This window comes from Pedobacter chitinilyticus, assembly GCF_003313385.1.
Lineage (GTDB): Bacteria > Bacteroidota > Bacteroidia > Sphingobacteriales > Sphingobacteriaceae > Pedobacter > Pedobacter chitinilyticus.
Window position 1 is genome coordinate 74118 of sequence record NZ_QMHN01000003.1, and the last position, 19040, is coordinate 93157.

General features: G+C 39.6%; 13 protein-coding genes. 8 read left to right on the plus strand and 5 right to left on the minus strand.

Features of this window, described 5'->3' with window-relative positions; all coding sequences use genetic code 11:
• Window positions 1-31: 31 nt before the first annotated feature.
• Window positions 32-3196 (minus strand): TonB-dependent receptor, encoded by a 3165-nt coding sequence (locus tag DUT70_RS10490; protein WP_240432084.1) that lies wholly within the window; start codon window positions 3194-3196, stop codon window positions 32-34.
• Between the two features lie 305 nt (window positions 3197-3501).
• Here DUT70_RS10490 and DUT70_RS10495 point away from each other — a divergent pair, with 305 nt between their 5' ends.
• The 4 genes from DUT70_RS10495 to trpC all read left to right on the plus strand — a co-directional run bounded on the left by DUT70_RS10495 (window position 3502) and on the right by trpC (window position 7200).
• Window positions 3502-3951: a cytochrome B gene (locus DUT70_RS10495; RefSeq protein WP_113647291.1), complete on the plus strand. Its 450-nt coding sequence runs from the start codon at window positions 3502-3504 to the stop codon at window positions 3949-3951.
• Between the two features lie 338 nt (window positions 3952-4289).
• Window positions 4290-5693: an anthranilate synthase component I family protein gene (locus DUT70_RS10500; protein WP_113647292.1), complete on the plus strand. Its 1404-nt coding sequence runs from the start codon at window positions 4290-4292 to the stop codon at window positions 5691-5693.
• A gap of 29 nt (window positions 5694-5722) precedes the next feature.
• Window positions 5723-6307, plus strand: coding sequence for an anthranilate synthase component II (locus tag DUT70_RS10505; protein ID WP_113647293.1), 585 nt, complete (start codon window positions 5723-5725; stop codon window positions 6305-6307).
• Window positions 6308-6411: 104 nt separating this feature from the next.
• Complete coding sequence (gene trpC, locus DUT70_RS10510) at window positions 6412-7200, plus strand: indole-3-glycerol phosphate synthase TrpC (RefSeq protein ID WP_113647725.1); 789 nt, start codon at window positions 6412-6414, stop codon at window positions 7198-7200.
• A 160-nt stretch (window positions 7201-7360) separates the two neighbouring features.
• Here the strand turns inward: trpC and DUT70_RS10515 are convergent, their stop codons facing one another.
• Both DUT70_RS10515 and DUT70_RS10520 read right to left on the minus strand, forming a co-directional pair.
• Window positions 7361-8020, minus strand: coding sequence for a gluconate 2-dehydrogenase subunit 3 family protein (locus DUT70_RS10515; RefSeq protein ID WP_113647294.1), 660 nt, complete (start codon window positions 8018-8020; stop codon window positions 7361-7363).
• Window positions 8021-8022: 2 nt separating this feature from the next.
• Complete coding sequence (locus DUT70_RS10520) at window positions 8023-9756, minus strand: GMC oxidoreductase (RefSeq protein ID WP_113647295.1); 1734 nt, start codon at window positions 9754-9756, stop codon at window positions 8023-8025.
• Window positions 9757-10563: 807 nt separating this feature from the next.
• Here DUT70_RS10520 and DUT70_RS10525 point away from each other — a divergent pair.
• The 3 genes from DUT70_RS10525 (at window position 10564) to DUT70_RS10535 (ending at window position 17123) form a co-directional block, all read left to right on the plus strand.
• The gene (locus DUT70_RS10525; protein WP_113647296.1) at window positions 10564-12396 is read left to right on the plus strand and encodes a M61 family metallopeptidase; all 1833 of its coding nucleotides are present in this window, start codon (window positions 10564-10566) and stop codon (window positions 12394-12396) included.
• 96 nt (window positions 12397-12492) lie between these two features.
• Window positions 12493-13803, plus strand: a complete 1311-nt coding sequence (locus DUT70_RS10530; RefSeq protein WP_113647297.1) for a M20/M25/M40 family metallo-hydrolase — start codon at window positions 12493-12495, stop codon at window positions 13801-13803.
• An 8-nt stretch (window positions 13804-13811) separates the two neighbouring features.
• Window positions 13812-17123 (plus strand): S41 family peptidase, encoded by a 3312-nt coding sequence (locus tag DUT70_RS10535; RefSeq protein WP_205529785.1) that lies wholly within the window; start codon window positions 13812-13814, stop codon window positions 17121-17123.
• 62 nt (window positions 17124-17185) lie between these two features.
• Here DUT70_RS10535 and DUT70_RS10540 read toward each other — a convergent pair whose 3' ends face one another.
• Together DUT70_RS10540 and DUT70_RS10545 are read right to left on the minus strand one after the other, a co-directional pair.
• Window positions 17186-17680 (minus strand): GNAT family N-acetyltransferase, encoded by a 495-nt coding sequence (locus DUT70_RS10540; protein WP_113647299.1) that lies wholly within the window; start codon window positions 17678-17680, stop codon window positions 17186-17188.
• Between the two features lie 108 nt (window positions 17681-17788).
• Window positions 17789-18355 (minus strand): thiamine pyrophosphokinase, encoded by a 567-nt coding sequence (locus DUT70_RS10545; protein WP_113647300.1) that lies wholly within the window; start codon window positions 18353-18355, stop codon window positions 17789-17791.
• A gap of 164 nt (window positions 18356-18519) precedes the next feature.
• Here DUT70_RS10545 and DUT70_RS10550 point away from each other — a divergent pair, with 164 nt between their 5' ends.
• Window positions 18520-19020: a DUF1579 family protein gene (locus tag DUT70_RS10550; protein ID WP_113647301.1), complete on the plus strand. Its 501-nt coding sequence runs from the start codon at window positions 18520-18522 to the stop codon at window positions 19018-19020.
• Window positions 19021-19040 lie beyond the last annotated feature (20 nt).

The following is a 19040-nucleotide window of genomic DNA, read 5'->3' on the forward strand; positions in this document are numbered from 1 at the left end:
TGGCTTTTGCAAATCATTAATTGATCTTCGATTAAAAACCGTAGCGCAAACCAATTTGTGCTTGCCAAGGGTTACCTGATGGATTAACGATACCTGTATTGTTAAAATTATAGATATACTCTTTTGCGCTTTGATTGAATCCTGATGCTGCATATAGTGCTTGCGTACCCATAGTTTCTGTCACGCCCCATTTTTTATTCAATAAATTCGCAAAATTGAAAACATCTCCAGAGATTTCAACACTTTGCTTTTTAGCCTTACCAAATTTAAATTGGTAAGCAACACGAACATCTACCGTACCGAAGAAACCATTGACACCACCATTACGCTCAGCCATTCTTCCTTCATATTTTAAAATATAATCTTTAAGGCTTTGGCTAGCATTTGGATTATCTAATAGATTTTGTAATCCAGTACGGATATTCGCAGGCACATTTGGATTGTTTCTGTCGAAAACAAAAGCTAAATCGTTCGTTGTCACAAAGTCTCCATTAGTGTTCCCCCCAGAAAGCAAGCTGTAACGTGTACCGCCAATACCTGAATAACGCACACCAACCTTAACGCCCCAAAGCGTAGGCAAAGTACCATAAATTACTACTTTGTGCCTAAATTGGCCATTTGAATAGGTGACATTACTTAAGTTACGTGGGTCATCAACTACAGGTAACGATAGCGTGGCCGAATTAGCCACGTTACCATTAAACGAAGTGTTGTCCTTACTGTCATTCCAAGTATAACTAGCTGAGATTTCCCCATCTTTGAAATACCTCCAATTTCCATCAACTACTACCGCAAACTGGTTTACTTTTCCTTTGCTATTCAATTCCAATACACGGCCAAAAGCTGTATTTAAGCGGCCAGTTTTCCAATCAGAGGTTCCATTAGTTGTAACCGTTGGCACAAACACCCCTCTGTTACCTTCATTTGCTAATCTAAAGAAAGGATCAGCAACCATGTTTCTATCCACATACATATAATTGTTGCGTGCAAAAGTGGCATAACCCGTAATTCCTACACGTAAATTATCATTAATCAATCTGTTGTATGATAAGTTTGCTTTATATACCACTGGGATTTTAGCATCTTCAGCATAAGTATTAATGGTTGGCACTTGGAATTGAGATAAAGTAGGTGCCTGCGCTGTACCGTTTCTGTAACCAATAAAATCTGGTGTTGGCACATTTGCTCCGAAAACATCAACCGTTGCAAAATGTTTACCATCAAAAGAAAGGTTATTGATGGTTACGTAGTTGTTCACATCCGAACCAAAAATACCAGCACCCAATCTAACATAATCAGTATGCTCTTCGTTCACATCCCAGTTGAATTGGATACGAGGCTGTACTAAAAACTGTTTCAATTCGTGATCGGTTCTTACGCCAATAGCATTGTACAGCTCTTGGTTAAGTGGTGACTTAGGATATTTACTGTAATCAATACGCAAACCTCCTGTAAACTCTAATCCTTTTGCAAGCTTAGTCTGCATCTGTCCGTAAACGGCAGCATTCCAAATACTTGCTCTTACACTTGGATCATCCATTAAAGGTACTTCTCTATAGAAACTATTTGGAATTAAGTTATTGAAGTTATCAATAGACTTAATATTTGCAGGTCTGTTATCTGTATACTCGAACCGGCCATTCACTTCACTTCCATATAAAGAAAGTGCGTTGGTGTACATTAAGTCTAACCCGAAAGTATATTTCACTTTATCAGTATTGTAATAAAGATTATCTACCAATTGAATTACATTATTGGTAAAACCTTCCTGCGCAAAACGATGACCTCCGATTTGGACTGCGGTATATCCTAATTTTCCATTAGGTAAAGTAGATTCCAAGTTACGTACAATGGCTCTTGGGATTGCGCCTGACAATTGGTCGCCTTGTGAACTTTCTTGGAAAGTGTATAGGTGTTGCACTTTCAATTCATTGGTCACTTTACTGCTAATGGTAGAACGAAGTGTAGCCAATAAACTGTTATCTACGTTTTTATCATTACCATAACTTTCCAAAAAGTTGATAGAAGTATTATCGCCCAATCCCAATGGGTTTCTATCATTAGTATAGTTATCTCTTACCGTTAAGAGGTTTTTGTCATTAATTTGCCAATCTAAACGGACAAAACCAGCATCAGTACCACGTTTTTTATCGAAAGTACCATACTGTGGGGTATTAGCTACGCCGTATTTTGATCTAGCAATTCCTAAAAACTGGCTTAACGTTGCATTGGTGATGTTAAACCTAGCTGCATCTGCATCAGATTGCACGTCGGCAATAATTAACGGACGAGCGTCTTTTTGATGATCCCAACCCACAAAATAGTGTAATTTATCTTTGATGATTGGTCCACCTAAAGTGAAACCATACTGGTAGGTAGAGAAGTCGTTAGTTCTTTTGTTTCCTCTAATGTCGTTAGGGCTAGCCAACCAATCTGCACGACCGTAACCAAACGCACTACCACTAATTTCGTTGGTACCCGATTTAGTTACCGCGCTAATGGTACCACCACCTGCACGACCTAAAGTAACATCGTATTGATTGGTCACTACTTTAAACTCCCTTACCGATTCAATAGAAATAGAATATGGCGCTCCACTTCTACTGGTTGTACTACCTGCTGAAGTTGGGTTTTTCGCCGTCATCCCATCGATGGTAAAGTTGGTAGAAGAACCCAACTGACCCGAAATTCCTCCGTTTGCAGCTAAAGGAGAAAGGTCCGTTAAGCTGGAGAAATTACGACCATTAATAGGTAATTGGTTCATGGTTTTAGAAGAAATCTCGGTTGAAGCACCAAACTGCTCCACTTTGTTTCTTAAACCATTACCGTTAATTTGTATGGCTTGTAAGGTTTGTGCTGAAGTTTGCATCCCTACGTTGGCCCTTACGGCATCTCCCTGATTTAACATGTAACCAGAAAGTGTCTGTTCGCCATAACCTAAAAAATTAACCTTAATCGTATATGGACCACCCAAAGGAAGTTCCTTAAAAGTGTAATCCCCTTGGGCATTGGTTCCCACTTTAGTGGTAAAACCTGTCGACTCATTTTTAACCTGAACCGAAGCCCCTGGAATAGGTTTTTTCTCTTCGTCGGTTACCTTGCCCGAAATAGATGCTTGCGTAGTTTGAGCTTTTGCGTTGGCAAAACTCAAAAGCAATAACATCAGCATTGATAGTTTAAATAAAGCTCTTTGCATGTAAATTTCTTTAATTGTTTAGCAACAAAAATCCCCCAGAAAGATTAACTCAAACACTTTCAAAAATTAACTATTTATGAAATTAAAAGCCAAACTTTAACTTTATGTAAACAAATACAACAAAAAGAAAACAAAATATTACATCAACAAGCCATAATGTGCATTTAATACGATACGTACTTTAATTAGCTTTTATCATAGATTAGCCCTCACAACTTAAAACGATTATAAATTACTCCCTAAATTTACACCCGATACAACCGCTCAATTAAATTCCTATTTTTGAAAAAATAATTAAACAAGACATGAACTTATACGGAATCCTAAAAAGTGCGCACTCTGGCTGGCGCTACATTGTTCTAATTCTATTAGTGGTGGCTCTTTTACAAGCTTTGGCTGGTTGGCTAGGCAAAAAAGGATACACAGAAGGCAATAGAAAGCTAAATGTTTTTACTTTAATCAGCGCACACATCCAATTCCTTTTTGGGTTGATCTTATATTTTTTAAGCCCTTTAACCAAAGGGCCAAGCAGCGAAGCTTTATACCGCTATTGGAAAATGGAACATATTGCCATCATGCTTTTGGCTGTAATATTAATTACTGTTGGTAATTCAAAGTCTAAAAAAATTACGGATGGGGTAGCAAAACATAAAGCCATCGCTATTTTCTTTGGCTTGGCATTAATTTTAATTATTGGTTCTATTTTTATGATGGTTAAAAACGACCCATCTAGAACTTTATTTGGCGTTTCTTAAACAGCTCCTCTAGTTCATAATACGTCATACCCAACTCGATTGGGTATCGTAATGCATATTGCTTTAAGGTTTCCGCCTTAACGGAAATGACGATTGATGTAAGGTCCTGCAAAAAATGGAAAAACAATAAAATTTTTCAAAATATTTTGATTATTTAACATTTTGTATAAATTTGCTTTACGATGATTAACAAAATAAACACTTGGCACTGGCATACTAACTCGAAAGAAAGTTTCGTCAATGACTCGTGCAAAATATAGTTTATCAACTTAAACCTAAACTTAAACCACATTCAAACCCGACGGAACCACACGTCGGGTTTTTTATTTTATAAAAAAATGAACACATATCAGATACATACTTACAATAAGAAAAGATTAGCCGATACGACAACACCTGTTAGCATCTATCTTCGTTTGAGAGATGTTTTCACCAACACCATCTTGCTGGAAAGCTCCGATTACCATAGTCGAGAAAATGCAACCAGCTACGTTTGTGCCGAGCCTGTGGCGGGTTTTGTGGTTAAAGACGGAACCCTTAGCATCAGCTATCCTGATGGGAAAATAGAAACAAAGCAAGACTTTGTGCTTTCCAATGAAATCACTGCATTTAAAAACAAGTTCAAGCAAATTAATGCACCAGAATCAAAACACATTTCAAGTGGTTTGTTTGGTTACTTCACTTGGAACTGTGTTCAATATTTTGAGGATATCAAATTTTCATCGGCTACGCCCGAAGAAGATAAAATTCCAGAAATGCAATATCACATCTATAGGTACATTATTGCCATAGACCATTTCAAAAACGAAATCACTTTGTTCAAAAACACCTTTAACAATGATGAAGATGAAGACTTGAGCAAGATGGAATACATTATCCAGAATAAAAATTTCCCTGAATATGGCTTTAGCACTAACGGAGCCGAAAGTTCCAACCTTACCGATCAGGACTTTGTTGATACGGTGGAGAAACTTAAAAAGCACATTTACCGTGGCGATGTTTTTCAGATTGTACCCTCAAGGGCTTTTACACAAGGCTTTTTAGGAGATGAATTTAACGTGTATCGTTGCCTTCGCTCTATCAATCCCTCTCCATATTTGTTTTATTTTGATTATGGTAGTTTCAAGTTGTTTGGTTCATCGCCAGAAGCTCAAATCACCATCAAAAACGAAACGGCTAACATATTTCCCATTGCAGGGACTTTCAAACGTAGTGGTAACGATGAAGAAGATGCAAAAATTGCCAAAGCCTTAGAAAATGACCCTAAGGAAAGTGCGGAACATGTAATGCTGGTTGATTTAGCCCGTAATGACTTAAGCCGTCATTGCCAGCAAGTGGAAGTAAAATCCTTTAAAGAGGTACAATACTACTCGCACTTGATCCACTTGGTATCCAAAGTAAGTGGGAAACTTCAACAAAAAGATAGTGCTTTCAAAGTGGTGGCAGATACCTATCCCGCTGGGACGTTAAGTGGTGCTCCAAAATACAGGGCCATGCAACTGATCGATGAAAATGAAAACTTGGGCCGTAATTTTTACGCTGGGGCTATCGGCTACATGGGCTTTAACGATGATTTTAACCATGCCATCATGATTAGAACGTTCATGAGCAAGAATAACAAGCTTTATTATCGAGCGGGTGCTGGAATTGTAGCCGATTCGGTTGCTGAAACCGAACTTAACGAAGTAAACAACAAAATAGCGGCATTGCGTAAAGCAATAGAAATGGCTGCTGGGATTTAAGATTTTTGATTGACGAATTACGATTGACAATGAACGAGCATAAAAATATAGTTTTAGTAATAGATAACTACGACAGTTTCACCTATAACTTGGTGCATTTGATTAATGAATTAGGTTATGAAACCGAAGTATGGAGAAATGACAAATTCGAACTTTCGGATGTTGCCAGGTATGATAAAATCTTACTTTCACCTGGACCAGGTATTCCAGAAGAAGCAGGTTTACTACTAGATGTCATTAAAACTTACGCTCCTACAAAAAGTATCATGGGCGTGTGTTTGGGGCAACAAGCCATTGCTGAAGCTTTTGGCGGCAGCTTACTGAACTTAGGCAGACCTATGCACGGCATTGCCACTCCGGTAAGTAAAACAGTTGACGATGAATTGCTTTTCAAAGACATTGCCGTTCCATTTGAAGTGGGTCGTTACCATAGTTGGGTAGTTGACCCTAGTAGTTTACCTGAAAGCTTAACCATTACATCCGTAGATAACGAAGGCCAAATTATGTCGCTGCGACATAAAGAACTTGACATTTGCGGCGTACAGTTTCACCCTGAAAGTGTATTGACCCCAGCAGGCAAGCAGATGATGAAGAACTGGTTGGAAGGGAGTTAAAAGTCAAAATTAAAAAATAAAAAAGCAAAAGGACTAGAAGAATAAATCATATCGTCACCTAAGATTGCTTCACGACATTCGCAATGACGGCCGAAATAAAAAACATGAGCCAAAATATTTTAGACAAAATCGTTCTACGAAAACAAGAAGAAATTATACTTGCCAAACAACAAACAAGTGTAAAAGAGTTAGAAAATAGCCCTGCATTTGGACGAACCCCCTACCGTTTTAAGGATTTTTTACTCGCTACCGATAGAACAGGTATTATTGCCGAATTCAAAAAGCAGTCGCCCTCAAAAGGAGTGATTAACGGCAATGCCGACGTTAAGGAAATTACCAAAGCTTACAATGCGGCGGGCGCTTCAGCACTTTCCGTACTCACAGATACTGATTTCTTTGGCGGTAAAAAGGAAGATCTAATCCAAGCACGTAGCGTAAATGAAATTCCCATTTTAAGGAAGGATTTCATGATTGACGAGTATCAAATTTTAGAAGCCAAAGCTTGGGGAGCCGACATTATTTTACTAATAGCTTCTATTCTAAGTCCGCAGCAAATTATGGATTTGGGTAAGCTTGCTCAAAGTTTGGGATTGAATGTATTATTGGAAGTACATGATCTAGCAGAGCTGGAACGCAGTATTTGTCCGCACTTAGATGCTATTGGGGTAAACAATAGGAACCTTGGCGATTTTACGGTGAATATTCAAACTTCTTTTGATTTAGTGGACAAAATCCCTAATGAGTTTTTAAAGATTTCGGAGAGCGCTATTAGCCATCCGCAAACCATTAAAGAGCTGAAACAGGCAGGTTTTCAAGGTTTCCTAATTGGTGAGAACTTCATGAAAACTGCAAACCCTGGCCTGGCGATGAAAGAATTTGTTGGGGAGTTGTAATATTTTCTTTTCGTCGATAGGAGAAATCTAGCAAGACGCATATACAATTTGCTAGATTTCTCTTCATTACATTCATCGAAATGACGGTGCTATTTTACTCGTTTGCAAGGCAACTAGCCATTAACAACTAGTTCCTGGCTACTAATCCCTAGCTCCTAGTTTAACTATCAAACTTCACACACTCCTTTAATTGTTTTTCGGTGTAAGCCAGCTTGTATTGCTTCAACACGTCATCAGGTACGCCGTTCCATTGGTTTGGGGAATTTCCTGCATAGCCAATATCAGCCACACCCATTTCCGAAGTATAAAAACCCGATGCTACCAAATTGCGCATGCGATTAAAAAACGCAACGCCTTGGCTCATTTCAGGTTTTGCTTTGTTAGGATAAGCAATCATATCTACCAGCTCAATCTGCTGTTTGTCACTACACTCCCTAAATGGTTTGCCAAAACGGTTTAAGCACTGCAAATCCAACCAACGCAAACCGCCACGCATCGGAATTTGATGCTGAGGCATATCCTTCACAATAAACTCAATAAACTCAGGAACCTTAGCCTCCGATGCACTTCCACTCACCTCATCCTTCGGAATAATAATATCCGACAAAATGGTAATGGTGGTCATCTCCTCTTTGCTAAAAAAGTTTTCTTGTGCTAAAAGCTCCTTCTCTCTTGCTAATTCTTCTTTCGCCCGGTCGTAGGTAAACTCTGGATCCTTTACAACTACTTCCTTTTCTTCCTTAGGCTTACAACCGCTTACTAAAGCCGTACCCGAAATGGCACCAACACCTAATAATTTTAATGTTTCTCTCCTGTTCATGGTTATAAGTTTTGTTTTTTCATTTCAGAAATAATGTATTCACTAGCCCTCATCGAAAGCGCTAAAATGGTCCAAGTAATATTTTTATCTGCTTGCGAAGTAAAAGCAGCGCCATCTACCACAAACAGATTTTTGCAATCATGAGCTTGATTATATTTATTCAACGCCGAAGTTTTAGGATCATTCCCCATACGGGCCGTTCCCGCTTCGTGAATAATCTTTCCAGGCGACTCCAAACCATAATTGTTCTCTTTATTATAATCACCCCCCCAAGTCACAATAGCGCCCATGTTATGCATCATTTCATCAAAAGTTTCCTTCATGTGCTTGGCTTGCAAAATTTCATGCTCGCTCCATTTCACATTAAATTTCAATACTGGAATACCATATCGATCCACTACATTAGGATCAATTTCACAACGATTATCGTATAAAGGAATAGCCTCTCCACGACCAGCCATGCCCACTCCAGCACCGTAGAAATAACGATAATCTTCTTTCAGCGATTTACCATAACCACCTGCTTCTTTTTGCTCACCTCTAACCGCAAATTTCCCATTCATTCCTTCAATACCACCACCAAAACCGTAGGCAGGTTGGCCCATACCACCCCAGTACTCAATATGGTAACCACGAGGAAAATCCAATTTCTTATTGTCTAACCACCATGGCGAATAAATGTGCATACCACCAACACCATCTTCGTTATACCTTTTTCGATCAAAAAGCTGAGGAAGCACCCCACCCATTGCCGCTCCGGTAGAGTCATGTAAATAACGACCAACCACATCACTATTGTTTGCCAAGCCATTGGGATGACGTTTCGACTTAGAGTTCAGCAACAACCTCGACGATTCACAAGCACTGGCAGCCAATATTACGGTACGACCAGTTACCTGATACTCCATCATATCATCTTTATTGATGTACGAAATGCCAGTGGCCAAACCTTCCGCATTAGTGATCACTTCTCTGGCCATGGCATTAGCTACAATATCAACATTGCCAGTAGCCAAAGCAGGATAAATAAGCACGTTGGTCGAAGAAAAATCGGCCTTTGCCATGCTACAGTTTCTATTACACTGCCCACAGTAAAAGCAAACGCCACGTTCGTCGTTAATTTTTTGAGTAAGAATAGACAACCTCGAAGGGATAACCTTTACCCCCGAAACTGCTGCCCCTTTTTGGATGAAAAGTTCGTGTAAGCGCGGCTTTGGAGGCGGCAAAAAGAAACCATCGGGATGGTCTTCCAAGCCTTCATTAGTCCCAAAAATTCCGATTAATTTATCAACCTTATCATAAAACGGTTTAATATCGTCATAGCTGATGGGCCAATTTTCTCCCAATCCGTCAATATCTTTTCTCTTAAAATCTTTAGGGCCAAAACGTAAAGAAATACGGCCCCAGTGGTTGGTTCTACCCCCAAGCATCCTAGCTCTCCACCAATCCCACTCCGTTCCAGGCTCCTTGGTGTAGGGTTCTCCTTCCACATCCCAACCATAGTAACAAGCATCAAAATCGCCAAAAGGACGGAATTTTGTACTCGCTCCCCTACGCGGCGACTCCCAAGGATTTTTTAATTGTGTAATGTTTTTCTGCGGGTCGTACATGGCACCTGCCTCCAAAATACACACCTTTAATCCAGCTTTGGCAAGCGTATACGCCGCCATACCTCCACCAGCCCCCGAGCCCACAATTACCGCATCATAATGTTTGCTTTGTTTTTTAATTTGCATAGGTTATAATTAGTTAGCTAGGCTCAAGTTAATGCATTTTTGTTTGATGTACAATAGCCAAATATTTTAATGGAGAAAATGTACGCCATTACGTCTTGGCTACAGCAGCCCCGCTATCCACTACAAGTCCTCATCCGCTCACGCTCCTTGTGGGCTTTCCGTTCCTATCGGGTTTAAAATACTTAAACCTGTGCACAACACTTGCCAACTAAACCCTACACCAGCGGAAATACTTTTTGTTTTACCTGTCATTCTGAGCGCAGCGAAGAATCTCATAGCGAAACACAAGACTTTACGCGAATTATGGATATTTTTCATTCAATATCAGCCGATTAATATATTTGTCATTTAAAATATTGACATAATATCCCTAAAAGCTGATGCTGAAATAAATTCAGCATGACGAAACGCCCATTTAACGTCACCTTGAATGTATTTCAGGGCCTGTCAGACCAAATTTAACACCCAAAACTCACATTACTTTGCATTCTTAGCAGTTCTTTAAAAATCCTTTGTGGTGACAAAATATAGAATTTAGCAGCGAAGAAAAGTAAGAGTTATGCTAAGAACACAAAGTTGGTGTTTTTATACAGGCTTGGGTTATTTAAACCCGACAGCAGCGGATACCAGCCTGTGGTTAAGGCCTGCAGGCGTATGAGCGTAAGGCGGGACATGCACAGATAGCTCCAAAAACATTGCTTTTCTAAAGACAAACCTTAAAATCAAAACCAAAAAAGAGTAAAAAATGCATCCAAATCAGGGTATTTACAAAAGGAAGTTTTAACTTCAAACATTAAACTACACATAATGAAGAATTACCTAATCGCTGCTTTGCTTATGGGCACCTCCATAAGCGTTAAAGCCCAGCAAGAAATCAGCTATGAAGTGAGTTTCCCAAATGTGGTACACCATGAGGCTGAAATTAGCATGACCATACCCAACGTGCCCGCAAACGCACCACTGAGAGTTAGATTTGCACGCTCCTCCCCAGGCCGATATGCTACTCACGAATTTGGCAAAAACATTTATCATTTAAAAGCTTTTGATGCCAATGGAAAAGCCTTGGCACTTAAACAACCTGCGGGAGATGTTTTCGAGATTGAAAAACCTGCTGGCAAAATTAAAATCACTTATACCATTTTTGGCAACTGGATTGACGGTACTTATGCTGGTTTCGACGAGCAACATGCCCACATGAATATTCCAGCTGTTTTTGCTTTCCCTGTAGGCATGGATAAACGCCCTAGAACCGTAAAGTTCAGCTATCCAAAGCAAGCAGATTGGAAAGTAGCTACGCAGCTAAAATCAATGGGCAACGGTGTTTACTACGCCAAAGATTTCCAATATTTTATGGATAGCCCTATCGAAATATCAGCCTTTAAAGAAGCCAGCTGGGAAGTAAAAACCACAGATGGGAAAAACCAAAAAATCCATTTAATTGCCCATTCCGACGATGATGAAATGACCATTTTCAACTACGCCAACATGATTAAAAAAGTGGTGGATGAGCAAAAAGCCATCTTCGGAGAGCTTCCTACTTTTGATTATGGCAACTATTATTTTTTACACTGTGTACACCCAAGTTACGCAGGTGATGGCATGGAGCACCGAAACTCGACCGTGATTGTACAACGCACGCCTAAAATTGCGGGTAACGAAAGCAATTTATTGGGCACTTTTTCGCATGAGTTTTTCCACGCTTGGAATGTAGAACGTTTACGTCCAAAAACTTTAGAGCCTTTTAATTTCACCCAATCGAACATTAGTGATGAGCTTTGGATTGCCGAGGGTTTTACCCAGTATTATGGCAATTTAACCTTAAAAAGATCAGGTTTTAGAACGCTAGAAAATATGCTACGTGTATTTGGCAGCTTGGTAAATTCAGTAAGCAACTCGCCAGGGGCAAAAAATTTCTCGCCAGTACAAGCCAGCAGATACGCTGTTTTTGCAGACGCAGGCGTGGCCGTTGACCGAACTAATCAGCAAAATATCTTCACCTCATACTATACCTACGGCGCAGCGGTTGCCTTGGCTTTAGATTTACGCTTAAGGTCCGACTTTAACCTTACTTTGGATAATTATATGCAGGCTTTATGGAAGGCTTATGGCAAAACCGAGATTGCTTACAACATCAACGATTTGGAAAAAACCTTAGCCAGCCTTACCAAAAACCCAAGCTTTGCCAACAAGTTTTTTAAAGATTTTGTATATGCAACCAAGAAGGAAGATTATGCGTCACTATTGCTAAAAGCAGGATTGGTTTTACGTAAAGAAGCTGCAGGAAAAGCTTACAGCGGTATTGGGCGTCTAGAAGCCAGCGCTACAGGAAAAATCATTATTCCAGCCACTACGGTAGGTTTACCCGCTTACAATGCAGGACTGGATATTGATGATGTTATTTTAAAAGCCGACGGAGAGGAGATTAAAACTGTGAAAGACTTTGAAGCCATCACCGCAAAACACCAACCTGGTGAAACAATTGAGATTGTTTACAGTCGAAAAGGAGTAGAAAGAACAACCAAGCTAACCTTCATTGAAAATCCGATGTTGGAATTAGTGACTATTGAAAGTACTGGAGGAACACTAACCGCCGAAATGAAAGCCTTTAGAGAAAAATGGTTGGAAAGTGCTTTAAAGTAACCAGGAATTAGTAGCGGGCGATTAACACAAACTAGAAACCTAAACAACCAAAAACGAACTAACTAAAAAAATTAGCTAATCATATTAACCATAAAAATGAAAAAAACCTTTTACGCATTGGGCCTTGCTTTAGCCTCGTTAACGGCAAACGCTCAAAACATCGACAAAATCATTACCAAAGATTATGTAGATCATTTGATTAAAACTTTAAGTTCTGACGATATGCAAGGCCGTCGTACTTTTACACCTGGCATTGATAAAGCAGCCTCATTTATAGAGAAAGAATTTGCAGCCATTGGATTAAAACCTTTAGATGGTGAGAAAGGATACCGTCAAACTTTTTATAAATATCAGTTAAAGCCACTTTCTGCAAAAGTGACTATTGATGGGCAAGCCATTGCCGAAGAAAACATCTTGGTATATGGCAACAGAGTCGAAAGTGTTTCTTTTGACCAAACCAATGGTGATGGTTGGATTAAACTAGATGAAAGCAAAGATTTCATGAGCCAGTTTAGAACTTTAGCACGCAGTGGCAAAAGACAATTGGTTTTGGTTGACATGAAGTTCCTAGATGCATTTAAAAGAGTAAAAGGCATGATTGGAAGAGAAACTGTGGTGGACGAAGCAGACTTGAAAAATGCCAAAAGCCCTGCAACCGTATTCGTATTGGACAAAGAAAGTGCAAGCTCTTTCCAAGTCGAGCTAAAAAACACTGTTTCAAAAATGCCTTTGTTTAACGTAGCAGGAATGATTCCTGGCAAGTCTAAAGCAAAAGAACTAGTCGTTTTCTCGGGCCACTACGACCACATGGGGATTGTAAAACCAGTAGAGGGAGACAGCATTATGAATGGTGCCGACGATGATGCCTCGGGAACTTCTGCAGTAGTTGCTTTGGCCAAATATTATAAAAAACTGAACAAAAATGAGCGCACCTTAATCTTTGTAGCCTTTACTGCTGAAGAAATTGGTGGCTATGGTTCTCGTTATTTTTCAGAAAAGTTAAACCCTGATGATGTAGTGGCCATGTTCAATATCGAGATGATTGGTAAAGACAGCAAGTTTGGCAAAAACACTGCTTTCATTACAGGTTACGACAAATCTGACTTTGGCAAAATCCTTCAAAAAAATCTAGAAGGAACTGAGTTTACCTTCCATCCAGATCCATATAAAGACCAAAATCTGTTCTACAGAAGTGATAATGCTACTTTAGCAGCATTAGGTGTACCAGCGCATACCATCAGCACTGATCAGATTGATATCGATAAATTATACCATACCGTAAAAGATGAGTACAGTTCTTTAGATGTAGAAAACATCTTGTCGACCATTAAAGCGATTGCCAAAAGTGCAGTGAGCATCATCAGCGGAGCCGACACGCCTACTAGAATCCCTAAATTGAAACAATAAACCACACAATGAATAGATTTATATTGAAAGTATTATGCGGAGGCGCCATGTCTATGGCAATCTCTGCGCAGAGCACATATGCTCAGAATACAGAGACCTTGCTATTGCGCAGTCCATCGGTAAGCGAAAAAAATGTAGCCTTTGTTTATGGCGGCGATATTTGGATTGCCAACCGTGACGGCAGCAATTCTAGAAGATTAACGGTTAATCCAGCCGTGGAACAAAGTCCTGTTTTTTCTCCCGACGGGAAAATGATTGCCTTTACGGGTAATTATGATGGGAATACAGACGTTTATGTGATCCCTGTAGAAGGAGGCGAACCTAAAAGAGTAACTTTCCACCCAAGTGCTGATTTGATTAAAGGTTGGTTAAACAATGATGAAGTTTATTTCACTTCAACCCGTGACTATAACTACGCTTTAAGTCCACGCTTGCACCGCATTAAAACAGATGGCACCAACGAACAGCCACTACCAATGCCCGAAGCTACACAAGGTTCTCCTTCGGCTGATGGACGCTACTGGGCTTATATCAAAAACACCGATCCCTCTGACCGTTTAAACGTTGCTTTTAAACGCTATCGTGGGGGTGGTATGCCTCAAATCTGGATCTTCGATACACAGACTAAAAACATCGAAATTATTCCAGGAGAAGGTGCCAACAATGTAAAACCTCAATGGGTAGGCAATAAAGTTTATTATCTGAACGATAAAGACCTTACCCTCAATCTTTACAGTTATGATGTAAAAGCTAAGAAAGTTGATAAAATCACCAACTTCAAAGATTATGATATTAAATCGTTAACAGGAGCCAAAAACACGCTTGCTTTTGAACAAGGTGGTCGCATTCATTTATTAGATGTGAGCAATAACAAAGTCAACACTTTAAAGATTTTAATCCAAGCAGATGCTCCTTATAAACGCACTCGATATATTGATTTGGCCAGCGACATCAGAAACTTCGATATTTCGCCAAAAGGGGTAAGAGCCTTATTTGAAGGTCGCGGAGAGATTTTTTCTGTTCCTAAAGAAAAAGGCGATGCCCGTAATTTATCTAATTCACCAGGCAGTTATGAAAAATATCCAGGCTGGTCGCCAGACGGAAAGTACATTTCTTACCTATCTGATAAAAACGGCAAATACCAATTGGTGTTGTTAAACCAAGCCACTAAAGGCGGGCCAGAGTATATCAATTTGGGCGATTCTCACTTTTATTTCCAACCCACTTGGTCGCCAGATAGCAAAAAACTTTTCTATGCTGATGCACATTTGAATTTATATTACATCGATATCAATGTTAAAAAACCAATATTGGTAAAACAGGATAAATTGGGATCGCATACCGCAAGGACTTACAATCAGTTAATGCCAAGCTGGTCGCCAGATTCGAAATGGATTTCATACGTTGCGACTTTGCCAAATAGTGTGAGTGCTGTTTTCTTGTATAATCTGGAGAAACAAAGCCATACACAAGTAACCGACGGAATGAGTAATGCCGTTAACCCTAACTTTAGTAAAGATGGCAAGTACTTGTTCTTTATGGCCAGTACCGATGTGGGTTTAACTAACAGCGGCTTGCACATGTCTGCATATCAACGTCCAGTGAACTATACTGCGTATGCATTAATTCTTTCTAAAAAAACACCGTCGTTATACAAAACTGAAAGTGATGAAGAGAAAATAACCGAAGAACCTGCTCCAGCTAAAAAGGAAGAGCCTAAGAAAGAAGAAAAGAAATCAACCGATAAAAAAGATGCCAAGCCTACTGAACCTGCAAAACCAGTTGAAACTAAAAAACCAATTGAGGTTGATTTAGATGATTTGAACAATCGTATCATTGCATTGCCTATTCCTGCAGGTGGTTTATCTAGCATTGAAGGTGGTGTTGATGGCCAATTATTGTACATCCGCAATGGAGAATTAAGCGCCTTAAACCTGAGCAAAATGGAAAGCACTAGCTTGGTACAGGGCGTTTATGGGGTTGGTGTAAGTGCCGATGGTAAGAGCATGATCTATACTTCAAGAGGAAGTTATTTCATTGTGCCTGCTGCACAAAAACCTGCTACACCAGAAACTGGCAAAATCAAGTTAGATGGCATCAAATTATTGGTAGATCCTACGGCTGAGTGGAAACAGATGTTCAACGAGGTTTGGACAATGGAAAAAGAATATTTCTATGTAGAAAATATGCACGGTGCCGATTGGCCTGAAGTTAAAGCCAAGTATGAAAAATTCTTACCTTATGTAAACCACAGATCTGATTTGGCTTATTTGCTAAACGAAATGATGGGCGAAATGGTGGTAGGCCACAACTATATTTATCCTGGCGATGAGCCTTCGGCTACTTCTGTAACGGTAGGCATGTTAGGTGCCGATTATCAAATCGAAAATGGCTTCTATAAGATCAGTAAAATCTTTAACCGTTTAGATTGGAACCCTAGCTTTAAAGCACCTTTGGCAGAACCAGGCTTGAACATTAAAGAAGGCGATTACATTGTGGCCATTAATGGCGTACCAGTAAAAGCGGAAACCTCTATTTACAGTCTTTTCGATTTTAAAGCAGGTAAGCAAGTAGCTATTAAGGTAAATAGCAAGCCTAGCTTAGATGGTGCTAGAGAAGTGGTAGTAGTACCTATTACGCCAGGTGCCGAAATGGAATTGCGTAGAATGGAATGGGTAGAACGTAACCGTAAAAAAGTAGGCGAATTAAGTAATGGCCAAATTGCCTATGTGTACATGCCAAACACGGGCCCTGATGGTTACACTTACTTCAATCGTTACTATTTCTCGCAAATGGACAAAAAAGCACTATTAATTGATGAGCGTAATAACGGCGGTGGATGGGTGGCAGATTATGTAATTGATTTGCTAAGCCGCGAATTGATGAGCTACTGGGCAATTAGAGACGGTAAAAGCTTCACTACACCAGGTAATGGCATTTACGGCCCTAAAGCCATGATCATTAATGAAAATGCTGGTTCAGGTGGCGACATGATGCCTTATATGTTCAAAGAGAAAGGTTTGGGTAAACTAGTTGGTCGTACCACGATGGGTATTCTGGTAGGCATTAGCGGCTATCCGCGCTTGTTGGATGGCGGTAGCATTACTTCTCCAAACTTTGGTATTTACGACACAAAAGGTAAGTGGATCATCGAAAATGAAGGGGTAGCACCAGATGTTTTTGTAGAACAAACGCCTAAGGATTTGTTAGAAGGTAGAGATCCTCAATTGGAAAGAACCATCAAAATCTTACAAGAGGAAATGAAAAACTACAAATATCCTAGTACCACAAAACCTAAAGATCCAATCAGAGGTCATTAATAAAGAAGGTCCTTGCAACAACTAAACGCAAGGACCTTTAATAATTTTGGAATAAATAGAGGCTAAATCTCTTTCTCCATAACATAATCATTCATATAGAAACCGTTACCAATATCAAGGTCAACGGTTTCTTTTATTTTAAAACCAGCCTTTTCATAAAAATTTTTGGCTTTATTATCTCTGTTTACATTAAGGCGTAAAAATTTTGCTCCCTGAGCCTTGATTTGATCAACCACTTCGTTCATTAAGATTTTGCCTACACCTTTTCCGTGCATTTTAGGTAGCACGTAAAGCTTGTGCAGTTTATAAACGTGATTTTCCGAGTCGACTACAGAGAAGCCAGCAAAACCAACATCCTCTTTTAGTTCAGAAGCGATAAGGAAAGTGTGCCCATCATGCAGTTGCCCTAAAAGTTCGCCCTGATTGTACATTTTATCCAACATAAATACAATCTGTTCTTGGGAGATGATGTCGCTGTAAGCGGTAGGCCAAGTCTGTTCGGCCAAATTTCTAATGGTGGGTAAGTCTTCTTCTTTTGCTTTCCTGAGATATATCATTTTTTTAAGGATCAGGGGTTAGTTGAGTTAAAGGTGATATGTTGTACGTGTTTTAAGTTATAAGTCTTTAGCCTATCTAAATACTAACTACTAATATCTAAATACTAGTTAAAGCAGCTCTCCAATAAATAAATAAGGCACTTGAAATCTGAACGACACTAAGCCATCTTCTACCACTACAAACTCGCCCATTTCTTGTTGCATCAGGTTATCAGCTTCAAAATAAGCGATCACATCGATCAGCAAAACAGTACCTGCAGGTTTCCAAACGCTAAATCCATTTTTGATAGGATAGTGTTTACTTCGCTCGGTGAAAAGCACCAAATTGATATCGGGCAAATAGCAGGTTAAATCATCAAAACTGTCGATGCTACTGATGACATTCACCGCTGGATATTTTTCTTTGATAAGAAATTCCATAGCATCTTCTAAGCCCACGTTTGGTTTCGGAATAATTCGGATATCCTCTTGTAATACTGCTCCCATTGGCAAATTACCAACCACTACGTCTACCTTGAGTTCCAAGGAAATTACTTTTTCATATTCACTAGCGGCTACTAACACTGTTGGACTCCACTCTAAAAGCTGGCCCAAATACTCTTCATTAAAGTTTCCTAATTCGTGGATATATAGCGCTGGTTCTTGCTTTTCTCTGATGATATGGTGTGATGACATGCGCCTAAGTTAAAAGTTTTTCAGCTCACAATCTACAGTTTTCAGTTGGCAGTTTACACTTCGTCATTTACAGTTTTACAATTCACCGATTAAACAAATCAAACCTTTCAAATTTTCAATCGTTCAAACATATATCGATAACACAAAAATCGTATCTTGTAGTGATGAGCAAAAGTAAATTCGAATTATCAAAAGAAGGCGGTCCTCATTTGAGACTGCTCAGTTTAATAGGCACTTGGGACGGTCGTACACGTACTTGGTTTGAGAAAGATGTACTGGCGGATGAATCGGCAACGAGCAGTAAAATTATTGCGCTGCTTAACAAACGTTTTATACGTTATGAGTACCGAGGCGTGATCAATGGTAAAACACACGAAGGGCTAATGGTTTGGGGCTTTGATTTGGGCAATAACAAATGTGTTTGTAGCTGGATCGATAGCTTTCACATGGGCACAGGAATTATGTTCTCTGAGGGCGAGGAAACCAGTAATGGATTTTCGGTAACGGGTCAATACAGTAATAGTGAAATGCCTGAACCTTGGGGCTGGCGCACTGAACTGGAAATCATCAACTCCGACCAGTTTATTTTACGTGCCTACAACATTTCTCCAAGTGGGGAGGAGGCTAAGGCCATTGAAACGATTAATTTGAGATTGGATTTATAGGTTTAAATGAACCACCTAAG

Excerpts from the sequence above, each read along its gene's own strand:
- DUT70_RS10495 (WP_113647291.1), top strand. The coding sequence starts at position 3,502 with ATGAACTTATACGGAATCCTAAAAAGTGCGCACTCTGGCTGGCGCTAC.
- DUT70_RS10535 (WP_205529785.1), top strand. The coding sequence starts at position 13,812 with ATGAATAGATTTATATTGAAAGTATTATGCGGAGGCGCCATGTCTATG.
- DUT70_RS10540 (WP_113647299.1), bottom strand. The coding sequence starts at position 17,680 with ATGATATATCTCAGGAAAGCAAAAGAAGAAGACTTACCCACCATTAGA.
- DUT70_RS10530 (WP_113647297.1), top strand. The coding sequence starts at position 12,493 with ATGAAAAAAACCTTTTACGCATTGGGCCTTGCTTTAGCCTCGTTAACG.
- trpC (WP_113647725.1), top strand. The coding sequence starts at position 6,412 with ATGAGCCAAAATATTTTAGACAAAATCGTTCTACGAAAACAAGAAGAA.
- DUT70_RS10525 (WP_113647296.1), top strand. The coding sequence starts at position 10,564 with ATGAAGAATTACCTAATCGCTGCTTTGCTTATGGGCACCTCCATAAGC.
- DUT70_RS10490 (WP_240432084.1), bottom strand. The coding sequence starts at position 3,196 with ATGCAAAGAGCTTTATTTAAACTATCAATGCTGATGTTATTGCTTTTG.
- DUT70_RS10550 (WP_113647301.1), top strand. The coding sequence starts at position 18,520 with ATGAGCAAAAGTAAATTCGAATTATCAAAAGAAGGCGGTCCTCATTTG.
- DUT70_RS10500 (WP_113647292.1), top strand. The coding sequence starts at position 4,290 with ATGAACACATATCAGATACATACTTACAATAAGAAAAGATTAGCCGAT.
- DUT70_RS10505 (WP_113647293.1), top strand. The coding sequence starts at position 5,723 with ATGAACGAGCATAAAAATATAGTTTTAGTAATAGATAACTACGACAGT.
- DUT70_RS10520 (WP_113647295.1), bottom strand. The coding sequence starts at position 9,756 with ATGCAAATTAAAAAACAAAGCAAACATTATGATGCGGTAATTGTGGGC.
- DUT70_RS10515 (WP_113647294.1), bottom strand. The coding sequence starts at position 8,020 with ATGAACAGGAGAGAAACATTAAAATTATTAGGTGTTGGTGCCATTTCG.
- DUT70_RS10545 (WP_113647300.1), bottom strand. The coding sequence starts at position 18,355 with ATGTCATCACACCATATCATCAGAGAAAAGCAAGAACCAGCGCTATAT.